Raw genomic sequence first — 19524 nt, 5'->3', positions numbered from 1 at the left:
CCGGCCATGAGTGGGCTTACTTCCTTGCAAGAATTTTCGATTTGGGCGCTGCCTGTGCTCTTTGCTGTGACGCTGCACGAGGTCGCCCATGGCTGGGTGGCCAAGCGTCTCGGCGATCCGACCGCGCAACGTCTCGGGCGCCTGTCGTTGAACCCGATCAAACACATAGATCCCATAGGAACCGTACTGATCCCGGGGCTCATGATCTTGATGGGGACCGGCTTCATATTCGGTTGGGCGAAGCCCGTGCCCATTACGTGGTCGAACCTCCGCAATCCGCGCCGGGACATGGCGTTGGTGGCGCTGGCGGGGCCGGGCGCCAACCTGCTCATGGCGGTGCTATGGGCGCTGGTGCGTTGGTTGGCCGCCTATTTGCCGTGGGGGTGGGTGGCGACGCCGCTTGCGCTCATGGGCGCGGCCGGCATTGGGATAAACGTGGTCCTCATGGTCTTGAATCTCTTACCCTTGCCGCCGCTCGATGGGAGCCGCGTCGTGACGGGCTTCTTGCCTGACCGTCTGGCTTGGCGTTACAGCCGTATCGAACCCTACGGCCTGTGGATATTGTTGCTGCTGGTCGGCACGGGCGCGCTCGGATGGATCCTGGGCCCTCCTGTCTCGTTACTTCAGAAAATCATGTTCTCCCTCAGTAAGGCAGGCTAGATGTCCACGGTCTTCCCGTCCGCTACGCGCGTCGTGTCCGGTATGCGTTCGACCGGCCGCCTCCACCTCGGACATTATCACGGCGTCCTGAAGAATTGGCTGCGGCTCCAGAACGAGTACGACTGCTTTTTCTTCATCGCGGATTGGCATGCCCTGACGACCCACTATGAGGATCCCAGGGTGATCGCTCAGAGCGTACGCGATATGGTCATCGATTGGCTGGCGGTGGGAATCAACCCGCAGAACGCTACCTTGTTCGTGCAGTCCGATGTCCCACAGCACGCGGAGCTCCATCTACTCTTGTCGATGATTACGCCGCTTGGCTGGTTGGAGCGCGTTCCCACGTTTAAAGACCAGCAAGAGAAGCTGCGTGAGCGGGATCTTGCGACCTACGGATTCCTAGGCTACCCGCTTCTGCAAAGCGCCGATATCCTCGCATACCGGGCGGCCTATGTGCCCGTAGGTGAGGACCAGGTGTCCCATATCGAACTCTGTCGAGAGGTGGCGCGACGGTTCAATCACCTGTATGGACGCGAGCCGGATTTTCTCGAGAAGGCCGAGGAGGCCTTGCGCATCATGGGCCGTAAGGCCGCCAAGGCCTATAAGGAGTTGCGCGAGACCTATCTTGAGAGGGGCGATAAAGAGGCGCTGGAAACGGCGCGCGCACTCGTCGAGCGCCAGGCGAATATGACCATGGGTGATAAGGAACGTCTCCTGGGCTACCTGGAGGGGCACGGTCGCTTGATTCTCGTGGAGCCGCAAGCCTTGCTTACGCCGCAATCGCGCATGCCGGGGCTCGACGGGCAAAAGATGTCGAAGTCCTATGGAAACGTGATCGGGCTGCGGGAAGACCCGGATGTCCTCGCGAAGAAGGTGAAGACCATGCCCACCGACCCGGCGCGCAAGCGGCGGACGGATGTCGGGAATCCGGAACTGTGCCCGGTCTGGCCTTTCCATGAGGTCTATTCTTCGGAGGAAACCCAGGCCTGGGTCCGAGAGGGCTGTACCACGGCCGGGATCGGCTGCCTGCAGTGTAAGCAGCCCGTCATAGATGCCATGGTGGCCGAGCTTGCGCCCATCCGGGAGCGGGCCCGCGACCTCGAGGGTGACACTGGGCGGATCCGGACGGTCCTAGCCGAAGGCGCTCGCCGGGCTCGCGAGGCGGCCGACGAGACACTGCAGGATGTGCGGCGTGCTATGGGGCTTGCGTGGGAGTGAGAAAATGAGCGCGGTACTGGTCCGTGGCGAGGCATGGTCGAAGATTCCGGACGACCTTTATATCCCCCCTGACGCTCTGGAGGTGATACTGGAGGAGTTTGCGGGCCCGCTCGACCTCCTTCTTTACCTGATCCGCCGCGACAATATCGATGTGCTCGACATCCCAATGGCGGAGGTGACTCGCCAGTACATGGTCTATGTGGAGATCATGAAGGCGATAAAGCTTGAGCTTGCCGCCGATTATCTCGTCATGGCGGCGATGTTGGCGGAGATTAAATCACGCATGCTCCTTCCCCGGCCCGCATCCAGTCCCGAGGAAGAGGCCGATCCGCGCGCCGAGCTCGTGCGCAGACTTCTGGAATACGAACGCTACCAAGCCGCTTGCGAGAATCTCGATAAGAGGGTACGTGTCGGCCGCGAGCTTTTTTTGCCCGAGATTCCTATGGAGGCCCGCAGCCTGGAGCGGCCGCTGCCGACGGTTTCCCTGGAGGATCTCTTGAGCGCCCTGCGCGTCGTTTTGCAGCGGGAAGAGGCCTTTGCCCATCACCGCATCATGCGTGAACCACTATCCGTCAGAGAGCGCATGACGCGCATCCTCGAAAAGATTCACTCGGACGGTTTTACGGAGTTCTCGGGTTTGTTTGAGATAGGAGAGGGGAAGCGGGGGGTCGTCGTGACCTTTCTCGCGATCCTGGAGTTAGTGAGAGAGTCGCTCGTTATGCTGGTCCAGAACGAACCATTCGCCCCGATTCATTTAAAGGCCGCCGCATGAGCGACATTCGGATTCGGGATATCGTGCAGGCCGCTTTGCTCGTGGCAGGCGAGCCGCTCACCTTGGAGCGTTTAGGGTCGCTGTTCGCCGATGAGGCTCAGCCGGAGCGTGCGGTGCTTCTGGAGGCCCTCGAGGAGATTCGCGTCGCGTGTGCCGAGGGACCCTTGGAGCTGCAATGCATCGATCGCGCCTATCGACTGCAGACGCGTGCGGAATATGCGCCGTGGCTCAATCGCCTGTTTGCCGAGCGGCCTGCGCGGTATTCGCGAGCGGTTCTTGAGACCCTCGCGATTATCGCTTATCGGCAGCCGACGACCCGGGGGGAGATCGAAGCCATCCGGGGCGTGGCGGTGAGTTCGGATATCATAAAGACATTGCTCTCGCGGGAGTGGATTCGCCAAGTGGGGACCAAAGAGGTCCCCGGCAGGCCAGCCTTATATGGGACGACGCGGGCGTTTCTGGAACACTTTAATCTGACGTCGCTCGGAGATCTGCCCTCCTTGAGCGAATTGCGCGTAGTGGCGGTGGATCAAGCCGGACAGGCCGCCGAAGCCCATGATGCTGAGGCCCATGATGCTGAGGCCCATGATGCTGAGGCCCATGATGCTGAGGCCCATGATGCTGAGGCCCATGACGCTGAGGCCCATGACGCTGAGGCTCATGACGCTGAGGGGGACCGGTCGGAGGCCGCGGGGTGAGCGAAAAACTGCAGAAAGTTCTCGCGCAACGGGGGCTTGGGTCGCGGCGCGAAATGGAGCGCGTCATTCTCGCCGGCCGAGTGAGGGTGGGTGGACGTGTCGCGACCCTGGGGGAACGCGTCAACCCTGGCGAGGAGATCGTCGTTGACGGTTGGCGTTTGGGACATAAGCCGCCACCTCCAAGCCGCGTTCTCATGTATCACAAGATGGCCGGTGAGATGTGTACGCGCAGCGACCCCAAAGGGCGGCCGCTTGTATTCGACAAGCTTCCCCCCATTCGACAGGGGCGGTGGGTGGCGGTCGGTCGATTGGACGTCAATTCGTCGGGCCTCATGCTGTTTACCACCGATGGGGAGCTTGCGGCGCGGCTCATGCATCCATCGACTGAGGTCGTGCGGCGGTACGCGGTGCGGGTCCTGGGTCGCGCCAACCCAGACGCCCTTGATCAGCTCACCCGCGGCGTCGTCTTGGAAGACGGGCCTGCACACTTTACGGATATGCAAGACGCCGGTGGGGATGGCGCCAATCACTGGTATCAGGTGAGTATCATGGAGGGGCGTAAACGCGAGGTCCGGCGCTTGTTTGCGGCGGTCGGTCTTGTCGTAAGCCGCCTGATTCGCATCGCCTATGGGCCGGTGGACCTCCCTCGGACCCTACGGCCCGGCTGCAGCCGGGCCCTTCCCGCGCCGGCGGTGGCCGAGCTTTACACCGCTGCGGGCTTGTCTGCCCCGCAAAAAACCCGGTGAAGGCGCCCAAGCTTATTGCGGTCTATCACGATCTTCTTGCCCATTACGGGCCGCGCCACTGGTGGCCTGCCAATACCCCCTTCGAGGTTATGGTAGGGGCGGTCCTGACCCAAAATACCTCGTGGACCAATGTGGAGCGTGCCCTTGATCGATTGAGGGAAGTGGTGGCACTGGAGCCACGGGCCATCGCTGCGTTGCCGGTGGATGTTTTGGCCAATGCGCTGCGTCCAGCGGGCTACTATAACGTGAAAGAACGCAGGCTCCGGGCCTTGTGCCATTGGGTTGTCGATCAAGGGGGGATGGAGGCGCTCCACGGGATGGAGACGCGGGCGTTGCGAGCGGCGCTTTTGGGAGTCCACGGCGTGGGGCCGGAGACCGCCGACGACATCGTTCTCTACGCGTTCGGGCGTCCCGTTTTCGTCATTGACGCCTATACCCGCAGACTCTTTGCGCGGCTTGGTTTTGTACGCGGCCAGGAGACCTACGAGGGGCTCAGGGCCCGGTTTGAGCGCGCCTTGCCGCCGGATACGGCTCTCTATAATGAATACCACGCACTCATCGTGCAGCACGCGAAGACGACCTGCCGTACGAAGCCTGTTTGCGATGCCTGTATCTTGCGGGCATGCTGTCCCGCGAGCCAGTCTTTTGGGCGTCATGGTCGGAAGACTGCGTTCCCATGATCGTAAGTGAGCATAAGGAGAGGTAATGGCGGGGAGATGGGTAATGGCGGGCTTGCTGGGGGCCGTACTCTTAGGGGGCTGCGCGACCACGGGGACGCACCCGGCGCATGGTTCGGATGACCCCTTCAAGCCTGTGAACAGGAAGATTTTCGCCTTCAACCAGCACCTGGATAGGGTCTTACTGAAGCCGACCGCCGAGGCCTACACGGGCCTCACGCCATTGCCCTTGCGGCGCGGGGTGAGCGACTTCTTTTCCAACCTGGAGGACATAAAGGTCATTCTTAACGAATCGCTCCAAGGCCGTGTTCGTCCAGCACTTCTTGAGACTGCACGCTTTGTCGTGAATTCCACTTTGGGCATGGTGGGCCTAGTCGACGTGGCGACCCCCATGGGCTTGCGGGCCCACGGTGCGGGCTTCGGTGAGACCTTGGGGGTGTGGGGTGTGCGTAGTGGCCCCTATATCGTTTTGCCGCTGTTTGGACCGAGTGATGTCCGCGATGCCCTTGGGCTTGGTTTGGACAGCTTTGCGAACCCGCAAAGCTATTTGAGTAACCCGTCGGCGCTGTGGGGCACCTATGCGGCCCAGCTCGTCGATACGCGCTCGCACTACCTTCATCAGGGCTTACTGATGCGGCTTGCCTCCGGTGGTCATGAATACAGCTTCGTGCGCGATGCGTTCTGGCAAAAGCGACGGGCGCTGATGCGAGCGCGTCGCAGCGGGCAATAGGATTCCTTTTCTTGTCTTATCCGGGTAAACTCCCCGGCTTTCTGCGCCTTAACGGGCGTTTCATTGGGGGTAATATGGTAACGATACGCTTGGCCCGTCGTGGCGCGAACAAGCGACCTTTCTATTCGATCGTCGTGGCGGACAAGCGTCGCGCGGCGAGCGGTGCGTTTATCGAGCGGGTCGGGTTTTTCAACCCGGTGGCGAGCGGCGCCGAGGAGCGGCTGCGCGTCGATCGCGAGCGGGTCCAGTATTGGCTGGAGCGGGGCGCCCAGGCTTCCGAGCGGGTCGTGGGGCTGCTGAAGACCGCCTCCTGATATTATGCCCGATCAGGCGCCCCGAGACTGGATCGAGGTCGGTCGCATCGTGGGGGCGTATGGCATAAAGGGGTGGTTGCGCATCCACCCCTATACGACCCGGCCCGAGGCGGTGCTGGAATATCGGCCCTGGCGCGTGCGTCGCAAGTCCGGTGTAATCGAGCCGCTGACGGTGACCGTAAGCCAGGTCCACGGCAAAGGCCTTATTGTAGAGGCCGCCGAGTGTGCGGGACGGGATGACGCCGAGCAGTGGGCGGGGGCGGTCATAGAAGCGCCCGTCTCGGCCTTGCCCGAGCTTCCGGCAGGCGAGTATTACTGGGGCGAGTTGTTGGGCATGGCTGTCCAGACTGTTGGAGACTTCGCATTGGGGACGGTCCATCACCTGCTTGAGACCGGCGCCAACGATGTGCTCGTCGTCCGTGGGTCGGATCGCGAACGGCTCATTCCGTATGTCCCAGCCGTCGTTGTCCGGATCGACAAGGACCAAGGGCGTATCGTCGTCGACTGGGATCCGGACTTCTGATTCAAGGCACGGCAAGCCACGCCAGTCAGGGTGGGGATTTATCGGGGGAGGGCTTGCTTGTGGTGGTCGCGGTACGACTGACGCGGCGGGCGTGGGGGTATACGACGGCGTCCATGCCGAATATCGCATCGTTGCCAAGGCTTATAGGTCGAATTTATACTGTTTGGCTCGGGGTGGGACATGGTCTAGGCGCCGGTATTGCGGGGCGCAAGCTGTGGTCTCTGACCCTTGGGCTTAGTGATGCCCTAAGGTCGCGAGCGCTAGCAACCCACCGAAGCGATTCATTCCTGCGCTATGCCGGAGTGGGCGCCATAGGAATCTCCGGTCTTTAGGCCGGCCGGGGAGGATGGCAGGTGGAGATCGACGTCATAGGGCTGTTCCCGGAGGCGGTGCGCGGCTTCTGTGATTGCGGCATTGTGGGTCGGGCGCGGCAGCTTGGGATCGTGACGCTGCGGTTCTGGAATGTGCGGGATTTTGCTCACGACAAGCGGCGGACCGTCGATGACCGGCCCTATGGTGGCGGCCCAGGGATGGTTCTGATGGCTGAACCCATCGCGCTGGCGGTGGAGGCGGCGAAGGACGCGCGTGATACCGCGTCCGTGCTCTATTTATCGCCAGCGGGCCGACCGCTCGACCACGCGGCGGTCATGGAGTTTGCGGCGCGCCCGAGCCTAATATTGCTGGCGGGGCGCTATGAGGGTGTCGATGAGCGCGTGATACGCGATGCCGTGGACGAGGAGTGGTCGATCGGGGATTATGTGCTCTCCGGCGGCGAGGCGGCGGCGGCGGTGCTGATCGATGCGGTCGTTCGGCAGCTGCCTGGCGCCTTGGGGCATGCCGACTCGGCGCGGGAGGATTCCTTCGTTGCCGGCTTGCTCGATTGTCCGCATTACACGCGGCCCGAGGATTGGCGGGGGCAGCGCGTACCGGAGGTGTTGTTGTCGGGCGATCATGCGCGGATTCGGACTTGGCGTTTGCGGGAGTCTTTAGGGCGAACGTGGCTGCGACGACCGGATCTCCTGGAGACGCAAGAGTTGGATGGTGAGCAGCGAAGGCTGTTAGAAGAATTCAAACAGGAATATAGGGGTTAAGGCTATGAGCAATATTATCAAAGAACTGGAGAGTGGATTCCTGAAGGCGGACGTCCCACAGTTCGGTCCCGGCGATACGGTTTCGGTGCAAGTAAAGGTCGTCGAGGGTGAGCGCGAGCGCTTGCAGGCCTTCGAGGGCGTGGTCATCGCGCGCAAGAATCGCGGCATCAACTCGTCTTTCACGGTTCGCAAGATATCCTATGGCGAAGGTGTGGAGCGCGTGTTCCCCTTGCACAGCCCGAATATTGCCAACATCGAAGTGAAGCGCCGGGGCGTTGTGCGCCGCGCCAAGCTCTACTATCTGCGCGAATTGACCGGCAAGGCAGCCCGTATCCGCGAACGCGTGTAAAGCACATTGGGTGGGGCGGATGATGAGATGGCCGCAAGCTCGTCGGATGCCCCACTGATCGAGGACTTCCTCGATTGCCTGCTGACGGAATCCCGTCTGCGTCCTCACACCCTCGATAGTTACAGACGAGACATGGAGGCGTTCGCCCGCTACCTGCGTGGGCGCGGCCTTGCTTGTGCCGCACGCACCGATATAACTGGCTACTTGGCCGCCGAGGTCTTGGCGGGCCGCAGACCTCGGACTGGTGCTCGACGCCTGTCAACGCTCCGGCGATTTTATCAATATCTGCTCGCCCGTGGCGTGTTAACCGAGGACCCGACCGAAGGCATCGAAGGCCCGCGCCTCGGGGTGAATCTCCCGAAGTCATTGAGCGAAGAGGATGTCGAGCGTTTGCTGGCGGCGCCAGGGGATGAGACGCCCGAGGCGCGGCGGGACCGGGCGATGCTCGAAGTCCTCTACGCCACTGGTCTGCGGGTGTCGGAGCTTGTGGCTCTGCGGCTCACGGAGGCGGATTGCCAGGCGGGTATCGTGCGTGTCGTGGGTAAAGGGGGCCGAGAGCGTCTCGTGCCTTTAGGGGAGGAGGCGCAGGCGGTGCTTACGCGTTATCTGGTCGATACCCGCCCCCTTTTCTTGGCGGGTGGCGCCCCGCAGGCGGCGATCTTCCTGACGCGGCGCGGGGCGCCCATGACGCGACAGGCCTTCTGGCATAACATCAAGCGTTACGCGGCCAAGGCCTGCGTGAAAACGTCGTTATCGCCTCATACCATACGCCACGCCTTCGCCACCCATCTCATCAATCACGGCGCAGATTTGCGAGTGGTTCAGCTCCTACTTGGCCACGCCGATCTGTCGACAACACAGATTTATACGCATGTCGCGCGCGAGCGGCTGAAGGCTGTGCACGCTCGCCATCATCCGCGTGGTTGAGGGGCTCTAGGCGCCGTTGACTTCGATGAGGTCGGGGAGCTCGTGCTCTTGCTCGAGACGGAAGGCCTCGCCGCCCATGGGCGTGGTGTAACCGAGTATGGCCCCCGTTTGCCGTACGACTGCCCGCCAGTTGACGGTACGGACCCGGCGTCTCAGGACTTCGGAAAGCTGTGCGGCCAAGCGACGCTCTTCACGGCGCAGGACCGCAATGCCATAAAAGGAATCGAGGGATAGGTAGGCAAAAAGGATGGCGACGCCCTGCATGAGGATGGCCGGCGGACTGAGCAGGATTGAGCTTAGGGCCGCGACGATCGCGGCGATGCCGGCAATTTTGCCATACGACCGCGACCGCTCCTGAGCGAAGCGGTTATCGGCCAAGCCTTGACGCAGCTCGTCTTCAGCTACAGCCGACCCCGTCTTGTGAAGCCCGTAGTAGTCTTTCAGCAAGAGCAGTAGTCGTGAGAGGCGTTCGCGATGGGCCGGTTTCTGTATGCCCACATGTTCCATGTCCGCCATCCGGCTTGCTGCGAATTCATCCCATTCGTATTCTCGATCGTCACGGCCGCTCTGGTCTATGGCGTGGTGGCACAGGTAGCGCATCTCTAGGATCTCGGCTACCTCGATCGGAAAGCGCAGGCCAACAAGTCTCCGATAGAAGAATGGAAACGCATCGGGGGAGCTGGGGAGTTTCGCGAAGTATTCAGATACGAGCGGCTTCGAATCCATAGCTTCCTTGTGAGTCTTTTGCCGGATGGACACGCGATGGAAAGCTTCTCGCGTATTGTATCAGATATTCGCGGTAACGCATGCCCACTCATCCATTCGGAGAAGGGGGATGGGTTCGGTTAAGATAGCCGAAGGAGGATCTATGACAGAGTCAGTGGGAGAGGGTCTGGTGCTGGCCCTTGGCGCCGGAGGCGCGCGGGGTCTGGCGCACATCGGCGTCTTGGAGGTATTGGCTGAGCACGGCTTGCCGGTGCGCGCGATCGCCGGCTGCAGCATAGGCGCTGAAATCGGCGCGCTCTATGCGCGCTATGGTGACCCGGCTCGACTCACGGAAGAAGCCCTTGGCGTCGATTGGAAGCAGACCTTGCAACTCTTTCTGCCCGACGCCGCGGCTATGGGCGGCGTCTGCTCCGGGCGCAAGATCATGGCCTTCCTCGAGGCCCATCTGGAGGGTGCCACCATTGAGGAGTTGCCGCTGCCCTTCCTGGCGGTGGCGACCGACCTGCATAGTGGCGAACAGGTCGTGTTGCGCTCGGGCCCGGCGGCCGGGGCTGTGCGCGCCAGTCTTTCGCTTCCGGGGCTCTTGGCGCCCTATCCATGGGGGGGCCGGCTTTTGATCGATGGCGGCGTGGTGAACCCGGTACCGTTCGATGCAGCGGCGGATGCGTTCGGGGTGCCGGTCGTAGCCATCGCCGTCCACCAGGGTGCGCGTGGGCTTTCGGCGGCGCCGATCGACCCGCGACCAGCGAGCTGGCGGTCGCAGTTGCGCGCTTTGCTCGACCAGCCGTGGGTGCGCCGGGCTCGACCGGTCCGCGCGTGGCTGGAGGAGCAACTTACGGAGCCCGCGGGCGTCCGGTCCTTGCAATGGCGGGCACGCTCAGTTCTTGCGCAGGCGGTCAATATCGCCCAAGCGCAGGTGGTTCAGCTGCGGTTGTTGGCCCGGCGCCCAGCCCTCTATCTTCTGCCCGACGTCGACCGCATTGGGCCGTTTGAGTTCTACAAGGCCCGCGCCGCGATCGCCGCTGGCCGAGCGGTCGCGCGCAGCCACCTCCCTGACCTGTATGCCCTGCTGGCATCTGCGCGGGAGCAGTCGGACCACCCCGCGGGGGCGGTCGCTCGCCGCTCGCAGCCGGGCGGATAGGCCGCAAGGTGGGTGGGCGGGGTCGCCTCGCCAATCAGAATTCGGCGATGCCCGGGGCGCATTGTTTCCGATGGCATGGACACACTCGGTGCGACTCAAATCGGATAAGGGTGTGCGTTTTGGTTTCGAGAGAGGTGGGAACAATAGTCACGAGAGAGGCCATGCCAGGGCGCGCTATCAGGGTATGCGGACTGGGGTGTCTTTTTGGTAGTAGTAACCATCAGCCCAGTTGATACTCAAGGCACGCCTATGATCGGCCACGGATTGGTCAAGGGCCGCGGTGCCAAAGAAGTGTCCCTGGGCCCAGTCGATCCCCACACTGCGCAATAGTTCGACCTGTTGTGACGTCTCCACATATTCGGCAAGGGTCGTGATGCCCAGGTCAGCGGCCACGGCGTGGATGCCGCGCACGATGGAAAGGACCCTGGGTTCCGCTATGCGCGAGATGAGGCGGCCGTCGATTTTGAGGAAGGATATGGGCAGATCGGCCAGATACTGGAAAGAGGAATAACCGCTACCGAAATCGTCCAGTGCAAGCTGGACACCGAAATCGACGAAGGGCGCGAGGCGCTCGCGCGTGACATCCATGTTCTCAAGGAGCTCACGCTCGGTGACCTCGATGACGAGCGGCTTCACGTCCGCTACCCCTTTGCGCGCGAAGCTTGTCTTGGCAGAGGCCAAGAGGTCCATGAGCAGGCGCGGGTAGCGGAGCAGATCCCCGGATACGTTGACGAAATGGACGATGTCTTCGTCGTCGGTCTGGCGTCTCGCCAAGGCCGAGAGCAGCACGGTCCAGTCGATCTTGTAGGTGAGGCGGAACTGTTCGGCAGCCTCGATAAATTCGTCGGCGGCCAGCACCTTGCCGTCGGCTGTCACGATGCGGGCCAAGGCCTCCTCGGCCACAACCCGGCCTGTGCGCAGCTCGACGATCGGCTGGTAGGCGGGTACAACGCGATTTTCACGCAATGCGGTCTCGAGGACCGCGCCCATCCGGAATATCCGTCGTGTGAGGTGTTCGGCCGCTACAATGCGTTCGCGCCCCCGACGCTTCGCTTCATAGAGGGCCTCGTCGAGGACGTTCATGATCTCTTGCGGGGTGGCGCCGTCCTGCGGGACGCACGCGATCCCGATGCTCACGGTGACGTTCAGGACGTTATTGTCGGCGGCGATGACAAGCCCAGAGATGGCCTCGTTCAAGGCCTTCGCCGCGGATCGTGCCTGGCGCGGACTACAGTCATGCATGATGCCGAGGAATTCGTCATTGCCCCAGCGGCCGACGACAGCGCTACGACCGAGGCTCGTGCGCGCGGTATCGCAGACCCGGCGCAGAACACGGTTCGCAAAGGCATACCCGAACCGGTGGTTGACGAGACGGAAGCGGTCGATGCTAAAAAGGATGACGGAGAACGGCACTTGGTTGCGTTCCGACCGTGCGCAGGCCAGCTTGAGTGCCTTGGTAAGAATCGTCCTACTCATAAGTCTACTCTCACCTTAGCCTCCGCGAAGCGCCGTGGAAGCTGCCGCTAGGGTAGCGGAAAGGCGTGATGGACGCCACCTTTGATCGCAAAGGGCGCTAGCAGAGGGGCGCCGGGCTGGGATGGCCGTCAGGAGCCTTGGCCAAGAAGGCCGCGCAGGCCTTTCAGATGCGATTCCCCGTGCGCCAAGCGCTCTGCGGGGGCCTTTTCTTCACGGCCGTCCCAGAGCAGGTCCTCAGGGGGCATCTCGGCCAGGAAACGGCTGGGGCTTGTGTCCAATGGCGCCCCCTGCTTGCGGCGTCGCCGGGCGTAGCTCAGGGTCAGCGTCTGGCGCGCGCGTGTGATACCGACGTAGGCGAGCCGGCGCTCCTCTTCCACTCCGGTCTCGGCGAGGCTGGCCCGGTGGGGAAGGATGTCTTCCTCGAGTCCGACCAGGAATACATGGGGAAACTCCAGGCCCTTGGCGGCATGCAGGGTCATGAGGCGCACGCTCTTGCCGTCGGGCTCGCGCTCGCGGTCACCCATGCCGTTTAGGATGAGCTGCGCGACCACTTCATCGAGCCCGCGGCCGCTCGTCTCTTGGCCCAGGCGGTCGACCCATGCCAGGAATTCTTCCAGGAGCTCCATGCGCCGCCGGCCGGCGCGCTTGTCGTCGGCGGTATGCAGCAGATGCGCCTCGTAGCCGATTTCGCCCAAGGTCTCGCGCAACAAGGCGCCGGCTGTGGTCGTCTGCGCCTTAGCGCTCAAGGTCTCCATGAGGAGGGCGAAGCGATTCAAGGCGGCGGCCTGCGGTGCGGCCACGTATTGCGCAAGCCCAAGTTCGCGACAACAGCGCAACAAGGATTGGCCACGGCGGTGCGCATAATCGCGCAGTCGTTCGACGGTCGTGGGGCCGATCTCGCGTTTGGGGACGTTGCAGACCCGCAGGAAGGCAGAGTCGTCGGAGGGGTTGTGGATGAGGCGCATATAGGCGACTGCGTCCCGCACCTCGACGCGATCGAAGAACGAAGTCCCTCCGCTCAGGAAGTAGGGCACGCGGTGTTCGCGTAAGACCTGTTCGAGCGGCCGCGCCTGATGATTACTGCGATAGAGGATGGCGTAATCGCCGAAATCGGCCTTGCGGACGAATTTGTCATGCAAGAGTGCGGTTACGACGCGTATGGCCTCGTGCTCTTCATCGTCGGCGACGAGGACTTTCAGGGGGTCGCCGAAGCCAAACGCGCTCCAGAGTTTCTTGGGGAACAGGTGGGGGTTGTTACCGATCACGGCATTGGCGGCCTTCAGGATCCGTCCGGTCGAGCGATAATTTTGCTCGAGTTTGATGACTGTGAGATTCGGGCAGTCCCGTGCGAGCCGCATGAGATTCTCAGGGCGTGCCCCGCGCCAGGAATAGACCGATTGGTCGTCGTCGCCCACCGCGGTGAAGGCCTGGTCGGCTAAAGCGCGTGCTAGCCGGTATTGCGCATCGTTGGTGTCTTGGTACTCATCTACCAGGAGGTAGCGCAGGCGCTCGCGCCAGCGAGCGCGGGCGTCCGCATCGTCGCTCAAGAGGCGCGCCGGAAGCAGGATCAGGTCGTCCAAGTCTATGGCGTTGTAGGCGCGTAGGCGCTCGACGTAGTCGGCATAGACCGCGCCCTCGTCGGGTGACTCCTCCGCTGCGAGCTGCGGCATGATCGCGGCGTCCTTCCAGGCACGGATGCGCTGCGCCACATCTTCTGGGGGCTTGTCCGTTCGCAGGCGCTCGCGGCAGAGTTCCTTCACGAGCGCTTCGGCGTCGCGCGGATCAAGGAGCGTGAACCCGCGCCGTAAACCCAGCGCCTCGGTCTCTTCGCGGATGATCTTGAGGCCCAGAGCATGAAAGGTGAGGACGCTCAGGCCGCGACGGGCGTTGGCGGGAAGCAGCGCCGATGCGCGCTCGCGCATCTCGCGCGCCGCCTTGTTGGTGAAGGTGACCGCGGCGATGTGAGCGGCATCATAGCCGCCGTGCGTTATGAGGTGGGCGATCTTACGCGCGATGACGGTGGTTTTGCCGCTACCGGCGCCGGCCAACACAAGCACGGGCCCATGGATAAGTTGCACGGCCTCGCGTTGCTGATCGTTGAGACCGTCCAGAATTTTCATGGGAGCAGTCTAGCGGGGTCCGCGAGGGTCTACAATCTTGACATGTCAGACGGCTCCCGCCTCGCCCGCGCCCGTGATGGTCGCGAATCGGTGACCGCAAGTCTGTACGGCGGTTCCCGTTAGAGCGAAATCGTCTCCATATGCGGCACGTACTCCTCGGGGACCGGGAAGTTACTGAGATCCTTGGCTATGGCGGCGCGCAGAAAGGCGTCCACCCACCAGAAAATGTCATACTGGCGTACGAAGCGCTTTAGTTTATGCATGCGCGCGCGCCGCTCCCCGGGGCCCATGACGATGGCGCGCTGTATGGCCTCCGCGACCTCTTCGACATTGTAGGGGTTTACGAGCAGGGCGCCTTTTTGCAGCTGAGCGGCCGCACCCGCGAACTCGGAAAGTATCAATACACCGTTGTTGGCTGGGGTCGCGGCGCAAAATTCCTTGGCGACCAGGTTCATGCCGTCTTTGAGTGGGGTGATCAAGGCGATCTCGCAGGCCCGATAATAGGCGAGAAGCTCCAAGCGGCTCAAGCTCCGGAATATGTAGTGGATCGGGACCCATCCCGATTGCGTGAATTGGCCGTTGATCTCGCCTACGAGTCGCTCCATCTCCATCTTGAGCGCGTTGTACTTTGGGATGTCCTCGCGGCTAGGCACTACAACCTGAATCAAGGTGGTGCGGTGATGCAATTCCGGGAAGCGTTGGAGCGCGTTACGAAAAGCCTCGAATCTATGACAGATGCCCTTGGTGTAATCGAGGCGGTCCACGCCTAGGATGACCTGCCGACCGGGGAGGTCTTCGTGAAGTTCACGGGCTTTGCGAATGACGGGCTCGGCCTTGCTTTCGCGCGCGAACTCCTGGTAGTCGATGCCGATCGGGAAGGTGCCGACCCGCAGCTCGCGATTACCGGCCCGTAGCGTGACGACCTGTCCTTTCCCAGTGACAGACATATCGGGGGCCACAAGGCGCACGCACTGAAGAAAGTTCCGCCGGTCGCGCAAGGTCTGGAAGCCGATCAAATCGTAGTCCAGGAGCGCGCGCAGAAGCGGGAAGCGCCACGGGAGCTTCATATAGATATCGAGCGGCGGGAACGGGATGTGGAGGAAAAAGCCCGTCCGGGCGCTAGCACCCTGAGCGCGCAGTTCCTGGCCCACGTTCATCAGGTGGTAGTCGTGTATCCAGATGAAGTCCCCGGGGCGTGTGGTTTGCATAATGACGTCGGCGAACCGGCGATTGATACGGGTATAGGCCTCCCAGTAGCGTGGCGCGAAATTGCAATGCGATTGCAGGTCATGGAAGAGCGGCCATATGACTTCATTTGCGAAGCCGTAGTAGAAGTCCTCTTTATCACGCTGGTCGAGCATGACGGGCTTCAAGGTATATCCGGAATGACGAGTCGCCTCTTGTAGGAGACGAGACAACGTCGCGGGGTCGGCCTCGGTTGTGCCGGGCCATCCGATCCATATGCCGCCCCGGTTGCGCAGTACCGGCGCAAGCGCGCTTACGAGCCCGCCGGATCCCGGCGTGAATGTCCAATGGCCGTCGACCAGCTTTACAATGACGGGTAAACGGTTGGATACAACAACAAGCCGGCCGCTGCTATGCGTCATGTCGTTCATTGCGGCTCCTTGGCCGTCGCCGGGGGTACGTATTGGATATTGACTGTTCCTGGGCGGACGAATTCGATACCGCGGTCATGGAAGGCGCGGAATAAGGCCAGATTGATCGCGTGCTGGACATCCATGTAGACGTCGGCATGATCTTCGTTCACCACGTACGCCACCTCGAAGACGAGTCCCTGGGGTTGGTAATCCTTGAGGTAGGCCCGCAGGAACCGGACGCGGCCGTCGCTCTTTATGACGTCTTCCGCAACCCTAGTCGCGTTCGCCAAGGCCTCGTGGCGATTTTCATAAGTGAGATAGAGTGTAAACATCAGCGTGCGCTCGCGCATCCGCTTGTAGTTACGCACGCGACTCTTTACGAGATCGGAATTCGCGATGATGATTTGCTCGCCTGTGGCGCTGTGTAAGTGCGTCGTTTTGAGACCGATATGCTCGACTGTGCCCGCAAAGGTGTCTATGGCGATGTAGTCCCCTAAGACGAACGGTTTGTCGAATAGGATGGACAAGGATGCAAGGAAATCGGCGAGCGTGGTTTGCAGTGCGAGCGCGACCGCGACACCGCCTACACCAAAGCCTGCGAGCAGCGCCGTGACATTCACGCCGAGATTGTTTAAGGCGGCAAGCGTAATGATGACCCACAGGAGGATCGTCGCGATCAGTCCGAGCGCGACTACGACCGTCACCCGTTCGCCGTCGCCGGTCTTGGTCCGATAGTGGTCGGTGCCAGCTCTTATGAAGGCGTGTCCCCAGAGGGCAAGCTGGATGAACAGGGCGGTGGCGCCGATGTCGATGAGCCGCGTGCGTGTAGGCGACGCCAGGTTCAGGCGTTCGGAGGCGGCGACGAAGGCGAGGGTGGCGAGAAGCCAGGAACTCGTCTTGCTCACCGTGCGCTCGAGGAGCGCAGGCAAGCCGATGCGATGGCGGCTCGCCATCCGCAGCGCCTTTCGGCTCACATGCACTGCGGCCTTAAGTCCAGCGAAGACCGCAATGAAAAGTAGGGCAGCGATAAGCCACGAGAGCGCCGAGTGTCCTGAGAAGTGGTCGCGGGTGAGCCGCTCGGCTTCGATGTGCCAAGGATACGGGATCATCATTGCGCCGCCGTTATCCACGCGCCCAGGAAGGCGAGCAGCTCGTCCGGTGGGTGCAGCCATAGGTGGGCGCGCGTGGGTCGTGGCTGGGCGCGCACGAGGACGGCAAGGCCGTCTTGTGGTAGAGCGGCGAAGGCATCCTCGTCTGTGAGGTCATCACCGAGATAAGCCATGAGCGCTTGCGGGTGGTGCGCGGAAAGCTCGGCGATCGCCGTGCCTTTGTCGCGGCCGCGGGCACGGAATTCATATCCCCCATCGAAGGCCAATCCTTGGACGTCCCCGGGCAGCTCCTGGGCGAGATCTGCGGCGAGGGCGTTAAGCCGCGCCTGACCGCCTTGGTCCTCGCGTCGCCAATGAACCGCCACGGTCCCGTGCTTGCGCTCGAGCGCTCGCTCAAAACCGTGGGCGGCGATACGTCCCGCGGCTTCGTCGAGCCATGTCCGCGCCTGTAAGGTGAGAGGTGTACGGGTCAGCGTACCGCTTGCCGCACGATATTCTTGCCCATGGGCCCCGAATATTTCCACGGCGGAGAGCGGCAGCCGTCGCGCGAGTTCCTCGGCGGGACGGCCGGTGACAAAGGCGATACGGGTCCCTTGCCGTTGCAAGTCGAGAAGTAAGGGGGCGACCCCAGGGTAGAGCGTGGCGTCGTCACGATGAGCGGTAAATGGGGCAAGGGTGCCGTCGTAATCCAAGATCAGCAGGCGCTCGCGCGCGGCCGCGAGCTTCTCCCAGAAGCGCTCCAAAGGTCTTGCCGGATCCAGAAGCTTCACGCTGTCACGGGCGCGATCATCGGGTCGCGTACCATCCATTGCCGGGATACAGGGGCGATATACATCGAACGGTAGCGATTGTGGGGGGTGTGTGTCGCATTGTGGCCCGAGGGTCTTGGCACGCACGCGGACTCCTTCCTTGGTATGCGGCCATTATAACCTTTGACGGGCGTCGGGGCCACGGACACGACGGTCCGGGCGCGGTTTGCAGGCTCAGGGGCGAGACGCCATACTAGGCCCGCCAATCACCCTCGATCACAGCCGAAGACCTCGAATCGTATGTGCAAGCCCTTGATACCCCGGATCGTGATCCAGCCACCCGCCAATCAGGCGGTCAAGACCCTATGGCATCATCCAACGCGCATCGTGCGTGGCGTAAAGACTTGGCCGGTCGCCCCCGAGCGCGCTTGCGCGTTGTCTCCCGGTGGGGCAGCGCTTGCCTTTGAGAGGTGCGTATGAAAAAGTCGCCTTGGCTCCCGGTCCTGGCGCTCTGCGCGCTCTTTGTGTCGGGACTCGTCGCGGCCGACCCCTTGCCCTTAGCCTTGCGGACGCTCTTTGCGCGCGAGCACGTCCCTTTAGACGGCATCAGCATTTATCTGCAACGCATCCACGCCCGCAGGCCTATCCTCGCCTACCGGGCGCACACGCCGCGTGATCCGGCCTCGGTTATGAAGCTTGTGACAGCACTCGTGAGCCTGTATACGCTTGGGCCCAGCTATACGTGGCGGACGGGCGCCTACGCACGCGGACCTATCGTTCACGGGGTCCTCCACGGCAATCTCTACTTGCGCGGGGGAGGGGACCCTTACCTCATTACGAAGTCGTTCTGGGATCTCTTGCATGGGTTGCGGAGGCTTGGCATACACGACATCGAAGGCAATGTCGTACTCGATCAGCATTACCTGCATGCCCCGCAGGCGCGGCGCGGGGCCTTCGATGGTTTGCGTGACCGAACCTACAACGTGCGCCCGCAGGCGCTGCTCGTCAATTTCCAGGCAGTCGAGTTTCGGTTTCTGCCAGGGATCTCCCAGGTCCGCATTCTCCCTGATCCGTCCCCGACTACGCTGCGCGTCGTCAATCGCTTGCGGCCGGTCGACGGGCCCTGCGGCGACTGGCGCGCCCGAGTTCATCTCCGTATCGCGCACGAAGCATGGGGCAATCTCGCCATCTTTCAGGGGCGTTATCCGCGCGCCTGCGGGCTCCAGCACCTCTATCGAGTCACCGACAGCGATCGCCGCTATGTCTCGGGGGTCTTCGCCGAGCTCTGGCGTGAACAGGGCGGGGTGTTGCACGGCGGCTTCAAGACCGGGCGGATTTCGCCGGGCGCACGGCTCTTGTATCAGGTCCACTCCCGGCCGCTCGCCGACATCCTGCGCAGTGTGGATAAGTACAGCAACAACGTGATGGGGCGGCTGCTCGTCATGACGCTCGGGGCGGTCAAGGAGGGCCTGCCGGGCACCACGGCGAAGGGGCTTGCCGTCATGCGCGCGTGGCTTGCCCGCCATGATCTGCGTCTGCCGCACCTCGTGTTGCGCAACGGTGTCGGGCTGTCGCGTTCCGAGCGGATCACGGCCGCCGAAGTGGGACGGATACTCCGTTACGCTTATAATGGGCGTTACATGCCCGAATATGTCTCGTCCTTGCCAATAGCTGGGATCGACGGAACCTTGCGTTACCGTTTCCTGGGGTCGCCGGTGGTAGGCCACCTTCACGGCAAGACCGGCACGATTGATGGCGTGGACACCCTGGCGGGCTATCTGCAGCGTGGCGGGCGGCGCTATATCGTCGTAGTTCTCGAGAATTACCCGGCGGCCGATACGGAGCGGGGGTTCCGGGCCGAAGACGGGGTTATCAAGTGGCTATATGCCCGTAAGTAAGG

Annotated in this window: 20 protein-coding genes; 14 read left to right on the top strand and 6 right to left on the bottom strand. The window is 62.4% G+C overall.

All coding sequences use genetic code 11. From position 1 onward, the window contains the following. Positions 1 to 6: 6 nt before the first annotated feature. From ACYCTF_RS05540 to xerD, 12 genes are all read left to right on the top strand, one after another. Positions 7 to 660 carry a site-2 protease family protein gene (locus ACYCTF_RS05540; RefSeq protein WP_461282881.1) on the top strand — a complete coding sequence of 218 codons (654 nt, stop codon included), beginning with the start codon at positions 7 to 9 and terminating at the stop codon, positions 658 to 660. Beyond that, a complete protein-coding gene (locus ACYCTF_RS05535) occupies positions 661 to 1878 on the top strand; it encodes a tryptophan--tRNA ligase (protein WP_461282880.1) in 1218 nt (405 codons plus the stop codon). Beyond that, the gene (locus tag ACYCTF_RS05530; protein WP_461282879.1) at positions 1844 to 2650 is read left to right on the top strand and encodes a segregation and condensation protein A; all 807 of its coding nucleotides are present in this window, start codon (positions 1844 to 1846) and stop codon (positions 2648 to 2650) included. Before ACYCTF_RS05535 ends, ACYCTF_RS05530 begins: the two co-directional genes overlap by 35 nt. Continuing rightward, positions 2647 to 3348: an SMC-Scp complex subunit ScpB gene (scpB, locus tag ACYCTF_RS05525; protein WP_461282878.1), complete on the top strand. Its 702-nt coding sequence runs from the start codon at positions 2647 to 2649 to the stop codon at positions 3346 to 3348. The genes ACYCTF_RS05530 and scpB overlap by 4 nt, the downstream gene beginning before the upstream one ends. Beyond that, positions 3345 to 4094 carry a 23S rRNA pseudouridine(2605) synthase RluB gene (gene rluB / locus ACYCTF_RS05520; protein WP_461282877.1) on the top strand — a complete coding sequence of 250 codons (750 nt, stop codon included), beginning with the start codon at positions 3345 to 3347 and terminating at the stop codon, positions 4092 to 4094. The genes scpB and rluB overlap by 4 nt, the downstream gene beginning before the upstream one ends. Beyond that, positions 4091 to 4774, top strand: coding sequence for an endonuclease (locus ACYCTF_RS05515; protein ID WP_461282876.1), 684 nt, complete (start codon positions 4091 to 4093; stop codon positions 4772 to 4774). The genes rluB and ACYCTF_RS05515 overlap by 4 nt, the downstream gene beginning before the upstream one ends. A gap of 25 nt (positions 4775 to 4799) precedes the next feature. Continuing rightward, the gene (locus ACYCTF_RS05510; RefSeq protein ID WP_461282875.1) at positions 4800 to 5501 is read left to right on the top strand and encodes an MlaA family lipoprotein; all 702 of its coding nucleotides are present in this window, start codon (positions 4800 to 4802) and stop codon (positions 5499 to 5501) included. Positions 5502 to 5575: 74 nt separating this feature from the next. Next, positions 5576 to 5815, top strand: a complete 240-nt coding sequence (gene rpsP, locus ACYCTF_RS05505; RefSeq protein WP_461282874.1) for a 30S ribosomal protein S16 — start codon at positions 5576 to 5578, stop codon at positions 5813 to 5815. Between the two features lie 4 nt (positions 5816 to 5819). Next, complete coding sequence (gene rimM / locus ACYCTF_RS05500) at positions 5820 to 6338, top strand: ribosome maturation factor RimM (RefSeq protein ID WP_461282873.1); 519 nt, start codon at positions 5820 to 5822, stop codon at positions 6336 to 6338. Between the two features lie 353 nt (positions 6339 to 6691). Continuing rightward, a complete protein-coding gene (gene trmD / locus ACYCTF_RS05495; protein WP_461282872.1) occupies positions 6692 to 7429 on the top strand; it encodes a tRNA (guanosine(37)-N1)-methyltransferase TrmD in 738 nt (245 codons plus the stop codon). Positions 7430 to 7433: 4 nt separating this feature from the next. Beyond that, entirely contained in the window at positions 7434 to 7778 is a 345-nt protein-coding gene (gene rplS / locus ACYCTF_RS05490) for a 50S ribosomal protein L19 (protein WP_461282871.1), read from the top strand. Positions 7779 to 7805: 27 nt separating this feature from the next. Then, on the top strand, positions 7806 to 8705 hold the full coding sequence (xerD, locus tag ACYCTF_RS05485) for a site-specific tyrosine recombinase XerD (RefSeq protein WP_461282870.1): 900 nt from the start codon (positions 7806 to 7808) through the stop codon (positions 8703 to 8705). Positions 8706 to 8711: 6 nt separating this feature from the next. Here the strand turns inward: xerD and ACYCTF_RS05480 are convergent, their stop codons facing one another. Continuing rightward, the gene (locus ACYCTF_RS05480) at positions 8712 to 9431 is read right to left on the bottom strand and encodes a hypothetical protein (RefSeq protein ID WP_461282869.1); all 720 of its coding nucleotides are present in this window, start codon (positions 9429 to 9431) and stop codon (positions 8712 to 8714) included. Between the two features lie 142 nt (positions 9432 to 9573). Between ACYCTF_RS05480 and ACYCTF_RS05475 the strand changes: the two genes are divergently transcribed. Continuing rightward, complete coding sequence (locus tag ACYCTF_RS05475; protein ID WP_461282868.1) at positions 9574 to 10572, top strand: patatin-like phospholipase family protein; 999 nt, start codon at positions 9574 to 9576, stop codon at positions 10570 to 10572. Between the two features lie 177 nt (positions 10573 to 10749). Here ACYCTF_RS05475 and ACYCTF_RS05470 read toward each other — a convergent pair whose 3' ends face one another. The 5 genes from ACYCTF_RS05470 to otsB form a co-directional block, all read right to left on the bottom strand. Continuing rightward, positions 10750 to 12048 carry an EAL domain-containing protein gene (locus ACYCTF_RS05470; RefSeq protein WP_461282867.1) on the bottom strand — a complete coding sequence of 433 codons (1299 nt, stop codon included), beginning with the start codon at positions 12046 to 12048 and terminating at the stop codon, positions 10750 to 10752. A gap of 128 nt (positions 12049 to 12176) precedes the next feature. Continuing rightward, positions 12177 to 14168, bottom strand: a complete 1992-nt coding sequence (locus ACYCTF_RS05465; RefSeq protein ID WP_461284601.1) for a UvrD-helicase domain-containing protein — start codon at positions 14166 to 14168, stop codon at positions 12177 to 12179. 119 nt (positions 14169 to 14287) lie between these two features. Next, positions 14288 to 15784, bottom strand: coding sequence for an alpha,alpha-trehalose-phosphate synthase (UDP-forming) (locus ACYCTF_RS05460; RefSeq protein ID WP_461282865.1), 1497 nt, complete (start codon positions 15782 to 15784; stop codon positions 14288 to 14290). After that, positions 15781 to 16878 carry a mechanosensitive ion channel family protein gene (locus ACYCTF_RS05455; protein WP_461284600.1) on the bottom strand — a complete coding sequence of 366 codons (1098 nt, stop codon included), beginning with the start codon at positions 16876 to 16878 and terminating at the stop codon, positions 15781 to 15783. The genes ACYCTF_RS05460 and ACYCTF_RS05455 overlap by 4 nt, the downstream gene beginning before the upstream one ends. Next, positions 16875 to 17684, bottom strand: a complete 810-nt coding sequence (gene otsB, locus ACYCTF_RS05450; protein WP_461282863.1) for a trehalose-phosphatase — start codon at positions 17682 to 17684, stop codon at positions 16875 to 16877. The genes ACYCTF_RS05455 and otsB overlap by 4 nt, the downstream gene beginning before the upstream one ends. 416 nt (positions 17685 to 18100) lie before the next feature. Between otsB and ACYCTF_RS05445 the strand changes: the two genes are divergently transcribed. After that, the gene (locus ACYCTF_RS05445; protein ID WP_461282862.1) at positions 18101 to 19522 is read left to right on the top strand and encodes a D-alanyl-D-alanine carboxypeptidase/D-alanyl-D-alanine-endopeptidase; all 1422 of its coding nucleotides are present in this window, start codon (positions 18101 to 18103) and stop codon (positions 19520 to 19522) included. Positions 19523 to 19524 lie beyond the last annotated feature (2 nt).

The organism is Acidiferrobacter sp. (assembly GCF_054609335.1).
Note: the sequence above shows the minus strand (reverse complement) of the source record. Positions and strands in the feature narration are given on the sequence as shown.